This is a genomic window from Actinomyces sp. 565, assembly GCF_010365615.1.
Lineage (GTDB): Bacteria > Actinomycetota > Actinomycetes > Actinomycetales > Actinomycetaceae > Actinomyces.
This window is the reverse complement of sequence record NZ_PIZD01000011.1, coordinates 7,558-25,271: the sequence shown is the minus strand read 5'-3', so window position 1 is coordinate 25,271 and position 17,714 is coordinate 7,558. Positions and strand designations below refer to the sequence as shown.

Genomic DNA, 17,714 nt, shown 5'->3' with positions numbered 1-17,714 from the left:
ACCGCGCAGGCACTTGCACGCAACGCCGTCAGCCGCCCCCGTACCCGCCCCGCCGGTACGGGGGCGGCGGCATGGTCAGCGTTTCGTACACTGCCCGCATGGCTACACCCGAACTCAACGCCGCAAACCAAGTATCCGGAACTTCCCTGGACGAGCCGGCGCCCGCCTTCGACGCCACGCGCACTATCGCCGAGTTTGACGCCCTGACCCCCGAAGTCATGCGGAAACGCGGATCGCTGAAGTGGACCATGTATCCCGGGGACGTGATCGGCGCGTGGGTGGCCGAGATGGATCTGGGCACTGCCCCGTCGGTTACTGCGGTTCTTCACCGCGCGGTCATGGACGGCTCCTACGGCTACCTGCCGCCGCGAATCGCTGAGTCCGTAAGCGAGCAGACCGCCCGCTTCCAGGGTGAGGCCTTCGGCTGGCAGGTGGACGCGCAGGACGTGAGCCTGCTGCCGGACGTGCTGTCCGCCCTGGGCGCCGTGATCGCCCACCACACCCGCCCGGGCAGCGCCATAATCGTGCCGACCCCGGCCTACATGCCGTTCCTGTCCTATCCCGGCCTGTACGGGCGCGAATGCGTGCAGGTACCGTCCCTGCGCACCGGGACCACCGACTCCGGTGCCGCCTGGGCGCTGGACCTGGACCGCATTGAGGCGGCGATGGCCGCCGGCGCCGGCCTGCTGGTGCTGTGCAACCCCTGGAACCCGGTGGGGCGGGTGCTGTCGCCCGCCGAGCTGGACGCCGTCGCCGAGCTGTCCGCCCGCTACCGGGTGCCGGTCTTCGCCGACGAGATCCACAACGCCCTAATCCTGGACCCGCAGGCCGTGCACACCCCCTATGCCTCGCGCCCCGGCACCGACCCCGATCTGACCTTCACCGCCACCGCCGCCTCCAAGGGGTGGAACACTCCCGGCCTGAAGTGCGCGCAGCTGATCGCCTCCGCCGGGGCGCGGCAGGCCTGGGATGACAGCCCCCTGTCCAAGCACCTGGCCAATGAGGCGTCGCTGCTCGGCGCGCAGGCGACCGTGGCCGCGCTTGCGGACGGGCAGGAGTGGATTGACTGCGTGCGCGGATACATACGCGCCAATGCGCAGCTCGCGGAGCAGGCGCTGGCGGACGTGGAGGGCGTGGAGATCACGGTGCCGTCCGGCACATACCTTGCCTGGCTGGACTGCTCCGGGCTGCCCCTGCCCGAGGACGTCACCCCGGCCGAGTTCTTCCGCCGCGAACCCGGGGTCGTCATGAACGACGGCGCCGCATTCGGATCCGGGTACGAGCGTTTCTGCCGACTCAACCTGGCCACGGGCCGGCGGATCGAGGAGCAGACCGTGCAGCGCCTGGCCGACGCCGTCGCCCGGCTCACGGCCTGAGGCAGCAGGGCCCGGCGGCCGTGATACGGGCCACCGGGCCCTGCCCGGGTCTCAGCGGCGCACCACGGGATTGCCGAAGGCGCCGATGCCCTCCACTGCTACCTCGACGCGCTGGCCGGCGCGGATCTCGCCGACGCCGGCCGGCGTGCCCGTTAGCACGACGTCACCAGGCAGCAGCGTGAACACACCTGAGACGTAGGCAATCAATTCAGGAACCGGGCGGATCATGTCCGCGGTGGTCCCCTCCTGCACGATGCTCCCGTCAACGCGCGCACGCACTACGGCGTCGGCGGGGTCGAAGCCGGCGCCCCCAGGCTGCGGGATCTCGATCCAGGGGCCCAACGGGCAGGAGGTGTCAAAGGCCTTGGCACGCGTCCAGGTCTCGTCCGCGCGCTGGCAGTCCCGGGCTGAGACGTCATTGGCAACCGCGTAGCCGAGAATCGCGGCAGCCGCTTCACGCGGCGTGGCGTCCTTGACGATCGACTTGATGACAACGGCAAGTTCCGCCTCGTAGTGGACCTCATTGGACCATGCGGGCAGGACGATTGGGGCATCGGGGCCGATCACCGAGGTGTTCGGCTTGATGAACACAATGGGCTCGGCCGGGGCGGCCCCGCCCATCTCGGCGGCGTGGGCGGCGTAGTTCTTTCCGATCCCCACCACCTTGGAGCGCGGTATGACCGGGGAGACCAGGCGTGCCTCCGAGAGGGGGATGACCTCCCCGGTGGCTTCGGGAGCCGTGTACAGGGGGTCGCCCTTGAGTACGAGGAGGCGGCCGGAGGACTCGCCGGTGGGGGTGGCCTCCCCGGCCGGTAGTCCGTCAACGATGCCGTAGCGGAGTTCGTCTCCCGTGGAGAAGCGCGCGATCTTCATGGGATGACCCTAGAGGATTGACGCGCCCGCAGGGGAGACGACTTCCACGGTCCAGGTCGCGCCGGCGCAGCCGCCGGACTCAGCCAAGCGTGGCGCCCGAGCCGTCGTCGCCCGTGACGGGAACGGGGGCGGCCTCGCGCCGGACGGCGGCAGCCTCGGTCCACACGTCATCGGGCAGCTCGGCAGGCAGGTACGGGTTACCGGTGGACACGAAGTAGATCCTGTCCCGCACGCCCGCGCGGACCTCGCGCTGCTGCTGCTCCCAGTCACGCAGGGCGCCGAAGGCCCATCTACCCAGGAGCACCACCGAGATGATGTTGATGATCGCCATGACACCCATGGCTACGTCGGAGAGGTTCCACACGAAGGACAGGGACGCGACCGAGCCCAGCGCGGCGGCCACCACGATCATGGCCCGCACGCCGTAGTGGCTACGGCCCATGCCGCGCAGGAAGTCCATGTTGACCTCCGCGTAGGCGTAGTTGCCCAGGAGCGAGGAGTAGGCGAATACGAACACTACCGCGGCCATCAGGTACTTGGCCCAGGGGCCGAGCACGGCACTGACGGAGTTGACGGTCAGGGTACCGGCGGCATCCATACTCGCAGTGGCGGGGTCGTATACGCCGGACAGCAGGATGATCAGGGCGGTGGCGGTGCAGACCACGATGGTGTCTACGAACACGCCCATTGACTGGATGAACCCCTGCTGCACGGGGTGGTGCACCGTGGCGGTGGCGGCCGCGTTCGGGACGGACCCCTCGCCGGCCTCGTTGGAGAACAGGCCGCGCTTGATGCCGTTCAGGGTGGCGGCCATGAAGCCGCCGCCGATTCCCCAGAAGGCCTGGTCCAGTCCGAAGGCACCTTTGAACACCGAGCCCAGGGCCGCGGGGATGGCGCCAACGTTGAGCACCAGGATGACCACGGCGATAATGACGTAGATCAGCGCCATGAGCGGAGCCAGCCACTCGGTGATGGCGGCCACCCGCTTGATGCCCTTGAACACCACCGGCGTGGTGATCAGCACCAGGACAATGGCCGTCTGCCAGGGCTCAACGTCGAATGTGCCCTTGAGGACATTGGAGATGGCATTGGCCTGGGTGGCCTCATAGGCAAAGCCGAACACGAAGGTGATTACGACGGCGAAGACGCTGGCCACCGTCCTGGATCCCAGGCCCTTGTGGATGTAGTAGGCGGGCCCTCCGCGGAAAGTGCCGTCCGGGTGGGCCACTTTGAACAGCTGGGCGAGCGTGGACTCTACGAAGCCGGTGGCCATGCCGACCAGCGCCACCACCCACATCCAGAACACGGCGCCCGGCCCACCCATGGTGATGGCAATGGCGACGCCCACGATGTTTCCGGTACCCACGCGGGAGGCCAGTCCCACGGTGAAGGCCTGGAATGAGGACATGCCCTCGCCGACGTCGCCCCGGGAGACGGTAATGGCGCGCAGCATCTGTGGGAACAGCCGCACCTGCAACCCGCGAGTGCGGAGGGTGAACCACAATCCCGCGGCTAGCAGCAGCCATGCGAGCAGTTGCCCGTACAGGTGATCGGAGATGTTCTCGAGTACGGCGGCGGGCTCGTCGAAGAAGCCGGCGGTCGGCAGGAGCATGGGGTTCATAGGTCTCCGGACGTAGTCGGGATGCGCCAGTGGGAGGGCGCGGGCCGGTCCCTTGGGACAGGCACTTGTCAGTTGCATCCGTCCCGGCACCGCAGGCGCCGAAGCCTGGGCTGAGACGGTAGCGCAACACACTGTATTGACTTCAGCGCTTCACGTGCCCGCAATGTATGCGATCTCATATGCCACCCGGGCCCAGGAGGGCCGCCGCGAGAAGCCGTGGTACAGCGTCCGCCGCGTCCCGCGGAATCAGTATCCCCAGCCTCCGCGAGTCGCTTGTCCCGGCGCGGAGGGCGTGTAGGCGCCGGAGGCATCCCAGACGTCTCCGGGCAGCGCGTGGGGCAAATACGGGTTGCCGACCGCCGAGAAGCTGATCTCCGCGTGTGTCTGCGTCCCCGCGAGTACGCGGGCGCGCTGCGCCTCCCAGTCGCGCAGCACACCGACCACCCACGGCGTCAGCACCACCAGGGCGATCAGGTTCAGCACGGCCCCGATACCCAGGAGCACATCGGCCGCGGTCCAGACGGTGCTCAGGGCCGCCGCTCCCCCGATGCCGGTGCAGGCCACGGCGGCAGCCCGCAGCGTGGTCGTGGCCCAGGGGGCCCGGGTCAGGTAGTCCAGGCACACCTCGGCATATGAGAACGCGCCCAGGATGGTGGAGTATGCCAGTACGAGCACCAGCAGCGTCATCGGCCAGCTGGTCCACTGCCCCAGCGTGGCCCCGATCGCCGTCTGGGTCAGGGTTCCGGACACGTCTGGATCCTCCAGCCCGGTGACGCCGGGAGTGTAGACGGCACCGTCGGTGCGGCCGGCGATGAGGATGGCCAGGGCCGTTGCGGTGCAGACGAAAAGCGTGTCCACCAGTACGCCGAAGACCTGTACGAAGCCCTGCTGAGCCGGGTGCGCCACGGTGGCCGACCCGGCGGCGCAGGCGGCCCCGCCCAGGCCGGCCTCATTGGAGAACAGTCCCCGGCGCACGCCGTTGAGCAGCGCCGCGGTGATGCCGCCGGCAACCCCGGCCAGGCCCGCACGCAGGTTGAAGGCCGCGGCGAAGATGTCACCGATGGCCGCTACGGCCTGCAGCGGGTGGGTGACGATGATGACCAGTACCAGCGCCAGGTACACCGACGCCATCACGGGTGCGAGCCACTCGGTTACGCGCACCACCGAGCGCAGGCCGCCGAGCAGCACCGGGGCGACTAGCACGGTGACGATCACCGCCCCCTGCCAGGGCGTCACGCCGGCGGAGGCACCCAGGGCGGCTGTCATCGCATTGGCCTGCACCATGGGCATCGCCAGGCCGTTGGCCACCATGAAGACGACGGCGAACACGCCTCCCAGGACGGGCAGGCGCATGCCGCGGGCCATGTAGTAGGCGGGACCGCCCCGGTAGGTGCCGTCTCCGCGGCCCACCTTGAACAGTTGTCCCATGGTCGCCTCGGCGAATGCGGTGGCGGTGCCCAGCAGCGCGACCACCCACATCCAGAACACGGCGCCCGGCCCGCCCAGGACCAGGGCGAGGGCAACGCCGACGATGTTGCCGGTACCCACCCGGCAGGCCAGCCCCACGGCGAAGGCCTGGAAGGAGGAGATACCGCCGCGCGCCCCGGAGCGGGAGGAGGCCACCGAGCGAATCATGGAGCCGAGGTGGCGCAGCTGCAGACCGCGAGTGCGGATGGTGAACCACACGCCTGCGCCCAGGAGCAGCCAGATCAGAATCGTGCCGAACAGTAGGTTGGAGACGCTGGTCAGGAATGCGTTGAGGGTACTCATGGTTCAGTTCCCCAGGTGGTCGGGTGCTGCGGGTGCCGCATCTTCGGGTTCGAGGCCATGGGCGGCTGCGGGGTCGGTGTCCAGCTCCCATACACCCGGCAGGGTGTCCCCCGGCATCAGCGGGTTGCCGTGGCCGACGAACACGGGGATGGCGCCGACGGCGCGCTGGGCCTCCCAGTCACGCAGGGCGCCGCGCACCCATGGGAACAGCCGGACGATCACCACCAGATTGATAACGCCCATCAGTCCCAGCGCGATATCCGTAAGCGCCCACACGATCGGCAGCGTCAGCACGGTGCCGGCGAAGGCGGCGGCGGTGAGCAGGATGCCGAAGGCCTGCTCGGCGCGCTGCTCGCCGCCCAGGAAGTTGACGTTGACCTGGGAGTAGGAGTAGCAGCCGAGCACGGTTGAGAAGACCAGCACGAAGATCAGGACGACGATCGGCCAGGTGGTCCACTGCCCCAGGTGCTCGGCTACGGCCTGCTGGGTGAGGACGGCACCGACCAGTCCCCCGTTGCCGGGCTGGTAGGTGTCGGTGGCCAGCAGGATCAGCAGGCCGGTGGCGGTGCACACCAGGCCGGTGTCCACGAATACGCCGAAGGACTGGATCAGGCCCTGGCGGACCGGGTGGGTGGTGGTGGCGGTGCCGGCGGCGTTGGGGACGGTGCCCAGGCCCGCCTCGTTGGAGAACAGGCCGCGGCGCACGCCGTTGAGGACGGCCGCGAGCATGCCGCCGGCGGTGCCGAACAGGGCCTGGTCCCGGCCGAAGGCGCCGCGGAAGATCTCGCAGAAGACGGTGGGGATCTCACCGAGGTTCATGAGGATGACAACGAGGGTGACCAGCACGTAGGCCAGGGCCATCAGGGGTGCGACGACCTCGGTGACGCGGGCCACGGACTTCAGCCCACCGAGCACCACCGGGCCGGTCAGCAGCACCAGGGCCACACCGACCATCCAGGGTTCAACCGTGGGCACGGTGGCGTTGACGACGCCGGCCAGGGAGTTGGTCTGCACCATCACCACCGTTACGCCGACGCTGACGATGCACATGACGGCGAAGATGGCGCCCCAGGTCTTGGAGCCGAGCCCGTTCTTGATGTAGTAGGCGGGGCCGCCGCGGAAGGTGAAGTCGCGGCCGCGCTCCTTGAAGATCTGGGCCAGGGTGGACTCGGTGAAGCTGGTGGCCATGCCGATCAGGGCCACCACCCACATCCAGAACAGGGCGCCGGGGCCGCCGGCCACGACGGCCAGCGCCACCCCGGCGATATTGCCGATGCCGACGCGGGCGGCCAGGCCGACGGCGAAGGCCTGGAAGGAGGAGATGCCGCCCTGGGCGCCGGAGCGGGAGGAGGCCACCGCCCGCAGCATGGAGCCGAAGTGGCGCAGCTGCACGGTGCGGGTGCGGATGGTGACGTAGATGCCGACGGCGATCAGCAGGGCAGCCAGGAAGTAAGTGTAGAAGATGTCGTCGACCTGATTGAGGGTGTTCTCCAGGTTCGCGAGGCTCATGGCGGGTTGAGGCATCGGGGCTCCTTGCGGGTGGGGCTCTAGGGGGCGGGCTGGGAGGCAGTAGGCGGTCAGTTCCAGACGTCGCCGGGCACGTCGGCGGGCAGGTGGGGGTTGTCGTGTCCAACGAAGACGGGCTCTTCAACCCCGGCGCGGCGCTGGCTCTCCCAGTCACGCAGGGCACCCACACCCCACTTGGACAGCGCGATGAGGGCGACGAGGTTGGTGACAGTCATGACGGCCATGGCGATGTCGACGGCGTTCCACACGACGTCGAGCGACAGCACAGCGCCGGCGGTGGCGGAGACGACGGAGACCACGCGTACCGTCCAGGTGGCCCAGGTCTTGCCACCGGTCAGGAAGGACATGTTGGTGTCGGAGTAGACGTAGGCGGCGATGATCGAGGAGTAGGCGAGCACGAAGATCAGGACGGCGATGGGCAGGATGGTCCAGCCGCCGAGCTCGTGGGAGACGGCCATGATGGTCAGGGTGGAGGGGTTGGCGCCGTCGGCGCCCCAGACCTCGGGGCCGGCGATGAGGATGACGAAGGCGGTGGCGGTGCACACCACGATCGTGTCGATGAACACGCCCAGGGACTGAATCAGGCCCTGCTGCACCGGGTGGGCGACGGTGGCGGTGGCGGCCGCGTTGGGGGCGGTGCCCTGGCCGGCCTCGTTGGAGAACAGGCCGCGCTTGGTGCCGTTGACGACGGCGGCGAGGATGCCGCCGCCCAGGCCGCCGACCAGCGGCTGGGGGGCGAAGGCGGAGGAGATGATCAGGCCGAGCACCTCCACGAAGCGGCCCAGGTGCATCAGGCAGATGATGAACACCAGGACGATGTAGATACCGGCCATGATCGGGGCCATCCACTCGGTCACGCGGGCGACGGTGCGGATGCCACCGAAGATGACCATGGCGGTGAATACGAAGATCAGGGCGGCGATGACCAGCTGGGCGGCGGACAGACCACCGAAGCCCTCGATGGCGGCGCCGTCGTCGCCAATGGCGCCCAGGAGCGTGCCGGCCACCGCGTTGGACTGCACGGAGGTGATAATGAAGCCGCAGGTGACCAGGGTGATGACGGCGTAGACGCCGGCCAGCACCGGGCTGCCCACGCCGGCGCGCATGTAGTAGGCGGGACCGCCGCGGAAGGAGCCGTCGTCGGTACGGACCTTGAAGATCTGGGCGAGGGTGGCCTCGAAGAATGCGGTAGCCATGCCCACCAGGGCCACCACCCACATCCAGAACACGGCGCCGGGACCGCCCATGAGCAGGGCGGCGGCCACCCCGAAGATGTTGCCCACCCCCACGCGGGCAGCCAGGGAGATGGCGAAGGCCTGGAAGGAGGAGATGCCGCCGTGAGCGCCGGTGCGCGAGGAGGTCACCGCCCGGAACATGTCCCGCAGGTGGCGCACCTGGACGCCGCGGGTGCGGATGGTCAGGAACAGCCCGGTGCCGACCAGCACCCACATGGTGATGTGCGCGGTGATCCAGTCAGCGACCGTATGCAGGCTGTCGGCGAGAGCTTCCATGAACTAGCGGCCTTCCACGTGGGGATACGGGAACGCGCGGCATCATCGCACAATCCCCGCGCCGGCCCGACAACCGTCCGCATGTTCATACGCGTTGCCACTTCTTGGGGCTCCGGACCACTCCGCTTCCCCGGGTGGCTCAGCACCGCCGCGGTGTTCAACGCGCATGTGAAACGATGGGCGCCATGCCCTCCACCTCCGCGCCCGCGCTCAACGTCATGCTCGACGCCCTCATCCCCGCCGACGACCCGGAGCGCGTCCCGGAGCCGGAGGAGGTTTATGTGGCCTTCGCCGAGTGGGCCGAGTCCACCGGGCGACCGCTGTACCCGCACCAGGACGAGGCCCTGAGCCAGATCCTGTCCGGTCGGCACGTCATTGCGGCCACTCCCACCGGGTCGGGCAAGTCCATGATCGCGCTGGCCGCGCACACCGCCTCCCTGGCGCGCGGCGGCCGCTCCTACTACACGGCCCCGCTCAAGGCGCTGGTCAGTGAGAAGTTCTTCGAGCTGGTGGGCCTGTTCGGGGCGGACAACGTCGGCATGGTCACCGGCGACACCTCCATCAACGCGGCCGCCCCCATCATCTGCTGCACGGCGGAGATCCTGGCCAACCAGTCGCTGCGGGAGGGCGAGGCGCTGGACATGGACACGGTGGTGATGGACGAGTTCCACTACTACGCCGACCCGCAGCGCGGCTGGGCCTGGCAGGTGCCGCTGCTGGAGCTGCCGCAGGCGCAGATGGTGCTGCTGTCGGCCACGCTGGGGGACGTGTCCTTCCTCGTGCGGGACCTGCGTGAGCGCACGGGCCGGGAGGTCGCCGTCGTTGACGACGCCGTGCGGCCGGTACCGCTGGAGTGGGAGTACGCGATCGAGCCGATCGGTGATCTGCTGCAGCGGCTGGTGGAGCAGGACAAGGCGCCCGTTTACGTGGTGCACTTCTCCCAGAAGGAGGCGGTGGAGCGGGCCTCCGCGCTGCTGAGCGTGGACCTGGGCGCCAAGAAGCGTAAGGATGAGTTGGCGGCGGCGATCGGCGACTTCCGCTTCGGGACCGGCTTCGGGCGCACCCTGTCACGGCTGCTGCGCTCGGGCATCGGCGTGCACCACGCCGGCATGCTGCCCCGCTACCGTCGGCTGGTGGAGCGCCTCGCCCGCACCGGACTGCTCTCGGTCATCTGCGGCACCGACACCCTGGGGGTGGGCATCAACGTGCCCATCCGCTCGGTGGTGCTGACCAGCCTGGTCAAGTTCGACGGCGCCAAGGAGCGGCACCTGACGGCGCGGGAGTTCCACCAGATCGCCGGGCGCGCGGGCAGGGCCGGCTTCGACACCCGCGGCTTCGTGATCGTGCAGGCGCCCGAGCACGTCATCGAGAATGCGCGCGCCCTGGCCAAGGCGGGCGACGACCCGCGCAAGCGCCGCCGGATCGTGCGCAAGCAGGCGCCCGAGGGGCGCGTCAACTGGACGGACAAGACCTTCGAGCGGCTGCGCGACGCCGCCCCGGAGACGCTGACCAGCCAGTTCCAGGTCACCACCACCATGGTGCTGAACCTGATGGAGCGCGACGGCGATCCGGTGCGGGCCATGGCGCAGCTGCTGGAGCGCGTGCACGAGCCGGAAGCGGCCCGGCGACGGCACGTGCGCCGGGCGATCGAAATCTACCTGTCCCTGCGTACCGCCGGCGTGCTGGAGCACGTCTCCTCCGCCCAGGCCGCCGCGGACGGCCGCCCGCGGCTGCGCCTGGCCGTGGACCTGCCCGATGAGTTCGCCCTGAACCAGCCGCTGGCCCCGTTCGCCCTGGCGGCCATGGACCTGCTGAACCTGGAGGACCCCGAGCACACGCTCGACGTGGTCTCCGTGGTGGAGGCGACCCTGGACGATCCGCGTCCACTGCTGTACGCCCAGCAGCGGCAGGCCCGCGGCGAGGCGGTCGCTGCCATGAAGGCCGAGGGCATGGACTACGAGGAGCGCATGGCGGCCCTGGAGGACATCACCTGGCCGCAGCCGCTGGCGGACCTGCTGGGCCCGGCGCTGGAGATGTACAAGCAGTCCAACCCGTGGGCGGCCGAGTACGAGCTGAGCCCGAAGTCCGTGGTGCGGGACATGGTGGAGAGCGCCATGACCTTCTCCGACCTGATCTCCCGGTACGACCTGGGCCGCAGCGAAGGCGTGGTGCTGCGCTACCTGACCGACGCCTACCGGGCGCTGCGGCAGGTGGTGCCCGAGGAGCACCGCACCGAGGAGGTGGAGCAGCTGACCGACTGGCTGGGCGACCTGGTGCGCGCCGTGGACTCCTCCCTGCTGGACGAGTGGGAGGCGCTGGGTGCCGCCCAGTCCGGCAATGCACAGGAGGGCGCGGCGCTGCTACAGCCGGATCGCGCCGATCAGGCCGCGGGGACGGAACGGGCCTTCGGTGCCGACGCCGACGGCAAGCTGCCCTTCACCCGCAACCTGCACGCCTTCCGGGTGGCGGTACGTCGGGAGATGTTCCGCCGGGTGGAGCTCATGGCTCGCGACGACGTCGAGGGCCTGGGACGGCTGGACGCCGCCTCCGGTTGGGGCGAGGACCGCTGGGACGAGGCACTGGGACGCTACTGGGACGAGTACGACTGGATCAGCACGGACACCCCCGCCCGGGCCGTGGCGCTGGCACCACTGGATGAGGCGCCGGATGATGCGGCTCTGGCGGCGGCCGGGGTGTCGGAACGGCTGCGCGAGGCGCTGGCCGGCTCGGGGCGGCGCGTGTGGCTGGCCACCCAGATCCTGGAGGACTCGGCGGGCGACCACGACTGGCGGCTGACGGCCCTGGTGGACCTGGACGAATGCGACCGGGCCGAGGCCGCCGTCGTCCACCTGCTGCGTGTCGGCCCGCAGAGCTGAGAGGCGGCAATACCGGCGGCTCAGATGATGCCGCGGCCGGGCACGATCTGCTTGCCGAAGGGGAAGCAGGTCACCGGGATCATCTTCAGGTTGGCGACGGCCAGCGGAATGCCGACGATGGTGACCGCCTGCGCGGCCGCGGTGGTGATGTGGCCGATGGCGAGCCAGAGCCCGGCCGCCAGGAACCAGATCACATTGGACAGGCCGCTCATCACACCCGCCTGCGGCATTTCAACCACCTGCCGGCCGAAGGGCCACAGGGCGTAGGAGGCGATACGGAAGGAGGCGATGCCGGCGGGGATCGTCACAATCAGCAGGCAGGCGATGACCCCGAAGAACATGTACTCCAACCACAGCCAGAAGCCGCCGAAGACCACCCAGATGATGTTGAGCAGTGTGCGCATGGCTCCTGTCTACCCGACGCCCGCCGGGGCGGCCTCATCCTCGCGCAGGAGGAGCCCCTGATTCACCCCTGAGGGGAACCGCGTGCCCGCCGCACAAGTGGCCGCGAGCTCACCAGAAGACGCGTTGGGCAATGGCGTCGGCGAAGTTGTCCAGGGCGGCGGGGGCGGAGCCGAGGTAGAGGCCGGCGTCGATGAGGGAGACCTCCATCAGGTAGAACCCGCCCTGGCCGTCGCCGACGACGTCTACCCGGTTGAACAGCAGCTGCATGTCCCGGCCCGAGCGCTCCTTGATGATGGTGTGGATGGCCTTGCGGACCTTCTCACCCCACAGCCACTCCTGCTCGCTGGGCTCGCGGGCGGTGACAATCTCCTCGTGCACCTCATCCACCGAGCGGAACGAGGGGTGCAGCATGGGGGCCTTCTCCACCGCGTGGGACAGCACTCCGTTGAAGTAGACCAGGGACAGCTCCCCCTTGCGGTCGACCTCCTCCAGGTAGCGCTGCACCATGACGCTGCGGCCGCGACCGAGGTGGTGCATGGTGTCGTTGATGGCGTCGGCGCGGGACTTGGCGTCGGTGGCGGTGTAGCGGCCGGTGCCACGGCCGCCGGAGGAGATGGCGGGCTTGACCACGAAGTCGCCGTGCGCGGGGAAGCGGGTGTGCACCTGGTGCTTGGAGTAGCCGGCTGCCGGCTCCAGCCAGGTGGTGGGGATCATGGGGACGCCGAGCTCCGCCATGCGCGTCAGGTAGTGCTTGTCGGAGTTCCAGTCGACGACGTCGGCGTGGTTGATCAGCCGCTTAATCGAGTGCGCCCAGGCGAGGAAGTCGGCGTAGTTGCGGTTCTTGGCGTAATCGCGCACGGAGCGCAGCACCACCACGCCGGCGTTGTCCCAGTTCACGTCCGGGTCGTTCCACACCGCGATCCGGGGCTCGATGCCGCGCTCGCGCAGCGCGTCGGGCAGCCCGCGGTCGTCGTCATCGAGGTCCGCATAGTCGGCTGAGGTCGCAAGAGTCACGATCGGGGCGTTCACATGTCTACGGTACCGCCCGCCCACGGCCCGTGCGGCCCACTCGCGCCCACGATCCAGCACAATGCGCTCATGCATGAATCCACCCCCGGCCGGCGTCGCTCCTTCTACCCACCCATCGAGCCCTACGACTCGGGCATGCTCGACGTCGGTGATGGGCAAAGCATCTACTGGGAGGCCTGCGGCAACCCAGACGGGATCCCCGCGGTATTCGTGCACGGCGGCCCGGGCGGCGGCTGCTCCCCCGAGCACCGGCGCTGCTTCGACCCGGGGCGCTACCGGATAATCCTGTTCGACCAGCGCGGCTGCGGCCGCTCCCTGCCGCACGCCTGGGAGCCCGAGGCGGACCTGAGCACCAACACCACCTGGCACCTGGTGGCGGACATGGAGCGACTGCGCGAGCACCTGGGCGTGGATGCCTGGCTGGTGTTCGGCGGGTCCTGGGGCTCCACGCTGGCACTGGCCTACGCCGAGCGACACCCGAGCCGCGTCCTGGCGCTGGTGCTACGCGGCATCTTCACGCTGCGCAAGCGCGAGCTGGACTGGTTCTACGAGGGCGCCGGCGCGGACATGATCTGGCCCGACGAATGGGAGGCATATGTGGCGGCCGCCGGCGAGGGCGTCGCCCCGGGCGGTTTCATCGACCGCTACCACGAGTTGCTGACCAATCCGGACCCGGCGGTGCACGGCCCGGCCGCCCGCGCCTGGACCACTTGGGAGGCGGCCACCTCCACGCTGCTGCGCGACCAGGCCTACATCGACGAGGTGCAGGACCCGGCCTTCGCCATCACCTTCGCGCGCATCGAGAACCACTTCTTCCACCACCGCGGCTGGCTGGACGACGGACAGCTGATCGCCGACGCGCGCGTTTTGGCCGAGCACGGTATTCCGGGAGTCATTGTCCAGGGACGCTACGACGTCGTCTGCCCGATGGGCACGGCCTGGGCGCTGCACCGGGCCTGGCCCCAGGCGCAGCTGCACATCTCGCCGACGGCGGGACACTCCTTCGCCGAGCCGGAGACGCTGTCGGCGCTGATCACTGCCACCGACCGCTTCGCGGCGGCCCTCTCCCCCGTTGCCGGCGCGGCGCACCAGCCGGGCGACCACTGAGACATCGCGCACACAATGGCATTTTCAGGCCTTCCGATTGGACGCCGGGGGCTTCGGCGCGTAGAGTCCTACTCGTCGCCAGGCGGAAGCGCCTGAACGGCCAGGCCTCCTTAGCTCAGTTGGTTAGAGCACCTGACTCTTAATCAGGGTGTCCAGGGTTCGAGTCCCTGAGGGGGTACCACGCGGAGCAGCACGTGGCTGCGGCACGGTACCGGATTCGGTGAGCACTGTTCCCGCCACCGCGGCGATCCGGCCGGGCATACAGACCAGTAATTGCCACGGGGGAATACCTCCCGCCGCATCTGTTGTTGCCCCTGCGTAGCCAGGCGGGACTAGTCACTTCCAGGTCTCGAAGTGAGCGGACACCGTGCGCTGTGTGCGCCGGCCCACCCTCCTGCCGGGCATGGCGAAGCCGTGGGGCGTTGCATAGACGCGCAGCCTCGGCGCGCCTGAGCAGACCCACAGCACCACGCCGGGTTGCAGGGAGCGCCTGCGCTCCGCCCGGCACAGAGGGGCCCACCTGGGCCATGAAGGGAAGGAAGACATGATGCACCTAGTCACCTCTAGCACCGGTCACGACGCCGCGGTGCGCGAGCTCGCCGCCGCCCGCGCCGAGCTGGAATCGCTGAGCGCCGCCAGCTCGCCCTCGCGCCTGGAGCGCGCGCTTGAGCGCGTACGCGCAGCGCAAGCCGCCCTCGCGCCCGCCGCCTGAGCGGGTCTCGCGCCGCCGTAATCGTCGGCGCCAAAACCGCGAAACCGGCACTACTTACGCACCCAAACCGGCACCAATCACGTGCCAAGACCGGCACTCGTGACACAGCCAGACCGGTCTAAACGACCGGCGGCGTTCGACTCGGCGCAAGGCCTCGGACGCCGTCGGATATGCCTTGAACACGCTTGGGCCGCCACCGCAAGCACCGCGGTGGCGGCCCTCGTCATGCCCGCCGCGCCGGCGACGGACTACATTTGCGCAGTCACCACTAACTCCGCAGACAACAGGAGGACGCCGTGCCACAGCTTTCCGTAGGCGACACCGCCCCCGACTTCACTCTCCCCGACCAATCCGGCAGCCCGGTCTCCCTGGCAACCCTGCGCGCCGGCGCCGAACGCGGCGTCGTCGTCTACTTCTACCCCAGGGCCGGAACCGCCGGCTGCACCAAGGAGGCCTGCGACTTCCGCGACTCGTTGGACGGTTGGCGCAGCGCCGGCTACGCCGTCGTCGGCATCTCCCCTGACCCGCCCGCCGCACAGGCGCGCTTCGCCGAGAAGCAGTCCCTGCCCTTCCCGCTCCTTTCCGATCCCGAGCACACCGTCATGGAGGCCTGGGGCGCGTGGGGAGAGAAGAAGAACTACGGGCGCACCACCACCGGCCCGATCCGCTCCACCGTGGTGGTAGGCACCGACGGCGACGTCGCCCTGGCCCGCTACAACGTGCGCGCCACCGGCCACGTCGACCGCCTGCGCCGCGAACTCGGCCTGGACGCCTAAGCGCGCAGCGACCGGCGACTACTCCCCGGGGTAGGTCACGCCGAGCTGACGGCGCGCCTCATCCATGGTCTCCAGTACCGCGAGCGTCTCGCTCCACGGCATGGTCCCCGACTCGGTTCTGCCCGCCGCTATGCAGCGGGCGACCTCGGCGGCCTGGAACTGGAAGCCGCCGGGCACGGTGGCGTCCCACTCGAAGCGCGGCGCCCCGCGGCTCCCTCCCAGGACGATTTCCAGGCGCGTGGGCCGGTAGAACTGCGTCGGCAGCACCACCCGGCCGCGGGTGCCGACCACCTCGCCGCCGGTCTCGGAGGCGGCGGACATGCTTGAGGTCGCCACCGCCAGCGCGCGCGGGTAGGTCATGGAGACCGCCTCATCCAGGTCGACGCCGTCCGCGGACAGCCTCCCGGCAGCGCTCAACGACGTCGGCGCGCCCAGGAGCGAGTGCACGAAGCTGACCGAGTACACGCCCAGGTCAAGCAGGGCGCCGCCGGCCAGTTCGGGCCGGTTCAACCGCTCGACGTGTTCCAGGGACTGGAGGTGCTCGGCGCGCACGTAACGCAGCTCCCCCAGCGCGCCACTGCCAGCCAGTGCCCGCAGCAGCACCTGCCCGGGCAGGAAGCGCGTCCACATGGCCTCCATGACGAACAGCCCCGTAGCCCGGGCGGCGTCGAAGACCCGGCGCGCCTCGGCGGCATTGCGGGCAAATGACTTCTCCACCAGCACCGGCTTGCCCGCCTCCAGCGCCAGCAGCGCCTGCTCGCAGTGGAAGTTGTGCGGGGTCGCGACGTATACGGCGTCCACCTCCGGGTCACCGACGAGTGCCTCGTAGGAGCCGTGCGCGCGCACCGGCTGTCCCTTGCCGGCGTCGGGGTGGGCATCGATGAATGCCTGTGCGCGGGCCCGGTCGCGGCTGCCGACGGCGACGATCCGCCCCGAGGAGAAAGCAGGCACGTCGGTGGCGAAGGTGGAGGCGATGCCGCCCGCACCGAGGATTCCCCAGCGCAGGACGGGCGCGTCCTGCGGCTCGGGCACGGCGGCAGCCAGGTCGAAGGGGGCGTCGGCGTCGGCCAGCGCCTGAAGGACGGGATCGGGAATGGCGGGCAGTCGGTCGGTTGTGCGAGAGGAATTGTTTAGCGCCATACCAAAACTGTAGGTCGCGCCGCGTTCCAGCGCCACACCTCACCGCTGCCGCGTAGCAGTACCACCGGTCGTGGGAGCGGGGGCGGAGGTCGTCGGCGCCCCGGCGGGCCCACGTCCCACGCAGCCCCCGGCCACTGCTAGGCTGTGCCCGGCCGGCAACCGAACGCTCCGGCTGGCACCGCACGGTGCTGGCACGTTCGGCCAGGCGCGGCCGCGAGCGCGAGTGGCGGAATTGGTAGACGCCCCAGATTTAGGTTCTGGTGCCTTCGGGCGTGAGGGTTCGAGTCCCTTCTCGCGCACCACCGGGCGCTGCCGCCCGGGCGCGGCAGACCAGCCCAGTTACGGCGCCGCGCAATGCCACGTTCGCAACGGGACCCGCCGACTCAGGGGCCGCACGCATCCGGGTAACCTGATCCGCGTGACTGACACCAAGACCCGTAAGGACGGCCGCTCCCCCAGCGAGCTGCGCCCCGTCTCCATCACCCGCAACTGGCAGGTCAACGGCGAAGGCTCGGTCCTCGTCGAGTTCGGCCGCACGCGCGTGCTGTGCGTCGCCTCGTTCGTCGAGGGCGTGCCGCGCTGGCGCAAGGGCGGCGGCGAGGGCTGGGTGACGGCCGAGTACGCGATGCTGCCGCGCGCCGGCTCCGAGCGCTCCGGGCGTGAGTCCGTGCGCGGCAAGATCGGCGGCCGCACGCACGAGATCTCACGGCTGATCGGCCGCTCCCTGCGCGGCGTGGTGGACGTGGCCGCGCTGGGCGAGAACACGATCACCCTGGACTGCGACGTGCTGCAGGCCGACGGCGGCACCCGCACCGCCGCCGTCACCGGCGCCTACGTGGCGCTGGCCGACGCCGTCGCCTGGGGCACCCGCCGCGGCTACGTCAAGCCCCGCGCCGGCAAGCGGGTCATCGCCGACTCGGTGTCGGCGGTGTCCGTAGGGATTATCGACGGCCTCCCCTGCCTCGACCTGCCCTATGAGGAGGACGTGCGC

Annotated in this window: 14 protein-coding genes and 2 tRNA genes; 8 read left to right on the top strand and 8 right to left on the bottom strand. The window is 69.8% G+C overall.

The annotated features are described in order from the left end of the window. Positions 1-98: 98 nt before the first annotated feature. Positions 99-1,376: an aminotransferase class I/II-fold pyridoxal phosphate-dependent enzyme gene (locus tag GZ997_RS02075; RefSeq protein WP_162678655.1), complete on the top strand. Its 1,278-nt coding sequence runs from the start codon at positions 99-101 to the stop codon at positions 1,374-1,376. A 51-nt stretch (positions 1,377-1,427) separates the two neighbouring features. Here the strand turns inward: GZ997_RS02075 and GZ997_RS02070 are convergent, their stop codons facing one another. The 5 genes from GZ997_RS02070 to GZ997_RS02050 form a co-directional block, all read right to left on the bottom strand. After that, the gene (locus tag GZ997_RS02070; RefSeq protein ID WP_162678654.1) at positions 1,428-2,249 is read right to left on the bottom strand and encodes a fumarylacetoacetate hydrolase family protein; all 822 of its coding nucleotides are present in this window, start codon (positions 2,247-2,249) and stop codon (positions 1,428-1,430) included. 79 nt (positions 2,250-2,328) lie between these two features. Beyond that, on the bottom strand, positions 2,329-3,870 hold the full coding sequence (locus GZ997_RS02065) for an alanine/glycine:cation symporter family protein (protein WP_161924481.1): 1,542 nt from the start codon (positions 3,868-3,870) through the stop codon (positions 2,329-2,331). 246 nt (positions 3,871-4,116) lie between these two features. Next, a complete protein-coding gene (locus GZ997_RS02060; protein ID WP_162678653.1) occupies positions 4,117-5,640 on the bottom strand; it encodes an amino acid carrier protein in 1,524 nt (507 codons plus the stop codon). 3 nt (positions 5,641-5,643) lie between these two features. Continuing rightward, complete coding sequence (locus tag GZ997_RS02055) at positions 5,644-7,149, bottom strand: alanine/glycine:cation symporter family protein (protein ID WP_162678694.1); 1,506 nt, start codon at positions 7,147-7,149, stop codon at positions 5,644-5,646. Positions 7,150-7,217: 68 nt separating this feature from the next. Beyond that, positions 7,218-8,678 (bottom strand): alanine/glycine:cation symporter family protein, encoded by a 1,461-nt coding sequence (locus tag GZ997_RS02050; protein ID WP_162678652.1) that lies wholly within the window; start codon positions 8,676-8,678, stop codon positions 7,218-7,220. A 185-nt stretch (positions 8,679-8,863) separates the two neighbouring features. Here GZ997_RS02050 and GZ997_RS02045 point away from each other — a divergent pair, with 185 nt between their 5' ends. Then, positions 8,864-11,554: a DEAD/DEAH box helicase gene (locus GZ997_RS02045; RefSeq protein ID WP_203233910.1), complete on the top strand. Its 2,691-nt coding sequence runs from the start codon at positions 8,864-8,866 to the stop codon at positions 11,552-11,554. Between the two features lie 20 nt (positions 11,555-11,574). Here the strand turns inward: GZ997_RS02045 and GZ997_RS02040 are convergent, their stop codons facing one another. Both GZ997_RS02040 and GZ997_RS02035 read right to left on the bottom strand, forming a co-directional pair. After that, positions 11,575-11,958 carry a YccF domain-containing protein gene (locus GZ997_RS02040; RefSeq protein ID WP_162678651.1) on the bottom strand — a complete coding sequence of 128 codons (384 nt, stop codon included), beginning with the start codon at positions 11,956-11,958 and terminating at the stop codon, positions 11,575-11,577. Between the two features lie 109 nt (positions 11,959-12,067). Beyond that, on the bottom strand, positions 12,068-12,988 hold the full coding sequence (locus GZ997_RS02035) for a glutathione synthetase (protein ID WP_161924484.1): 921 nt from the start codon (positions 12,986-12,988) through the stop codon (positions 12,068-12,070). A gap of 69 nt (positions 12,989-13,057) precedes the next feature. Between GZ997_RS02035 and pip the strand changes: the two genes are divergently transcribed. From pip to GZ997_RS02020, 4 genes are all read left to right on the top strand, one after another. Next, the gene (gene pip, locus GZ997_RS02030; RefSeq protein ID WP_162678650.1) at positions 13,058-14,095 is read left to right on the top strand and encodes a prolyl aminopeptidase; all 1,038 of its coding nucleotides are present in this window, start codon (positions 13,058-13,060) and stop codon (positions 14,093-14,095) included. 104 nt (positions 14,096-14,199) lie between these two features. Next, a tRNA-Lys gene (locus tag GZ997_RS02025) sits at positions 14,200-14,276 on the top strand. Positions 14,277-14,639: 363 nt separating this feature from the next. Then, positions 14,640-14,807 (top strand): hypothetical protein, encoded by a 168-nt coding sequence (locus GZ997_RS12380; RefSeq protein WP_202616179.1) that lies wholly within the window; start codon positions 14,640-14,642, stop codon positions 14,805-14,807. A 296-nt stretch (positions 14,808-15,103) separates the two neighbouring features. Further along, entirely contained in the window at positions 15,104-15,583 is a 480-nt protein-coding gene (locus GZ997_RS02020) for a peroxiredoxin (protein WP_161924487.1), read from the top strand. 18 nt (positions 15,584-15,601) lie between these two features. Here GZ997_RS02020 and GZ997_RS02015 read toward each other — a convergent pair whose 3' ends face one another. Next, positions 15,602-16,723 (bottom strand): Gfo/Idh/MocA family oxidoreductase, encoded by a 1,122-nt coding sequence (locus GZ997_RS02015; protein WP_162678649.1) that lies wholly within the window; start codon positions 16,721-16,723, stop codon positions 15,602-15,604. Positions 16,724-16,940: 217 nt separating this feature from the next. Between GZ997_RS02015 and GZ997_RS02010 the strand changes: the two genes are divergently transcribed. Both GZ997_RS02010 and rph read left to right on the top strand, forming a co-directional pair. Then, a tRNA-Leu gene (locus tag GZ997_RS02010) sits at positions 16,941-17,025 on the top strand. A gap of 116 nt (positions 17,026-17,141) precedes the next feature. Then, positions 17,142-17,714 (top strand): ribonuclease PH (rph, locus tag GZ997_RS02005; protein ID WP_162678648.1); only part of this gene is annotated, 573 nt, incomplete at its 3' end.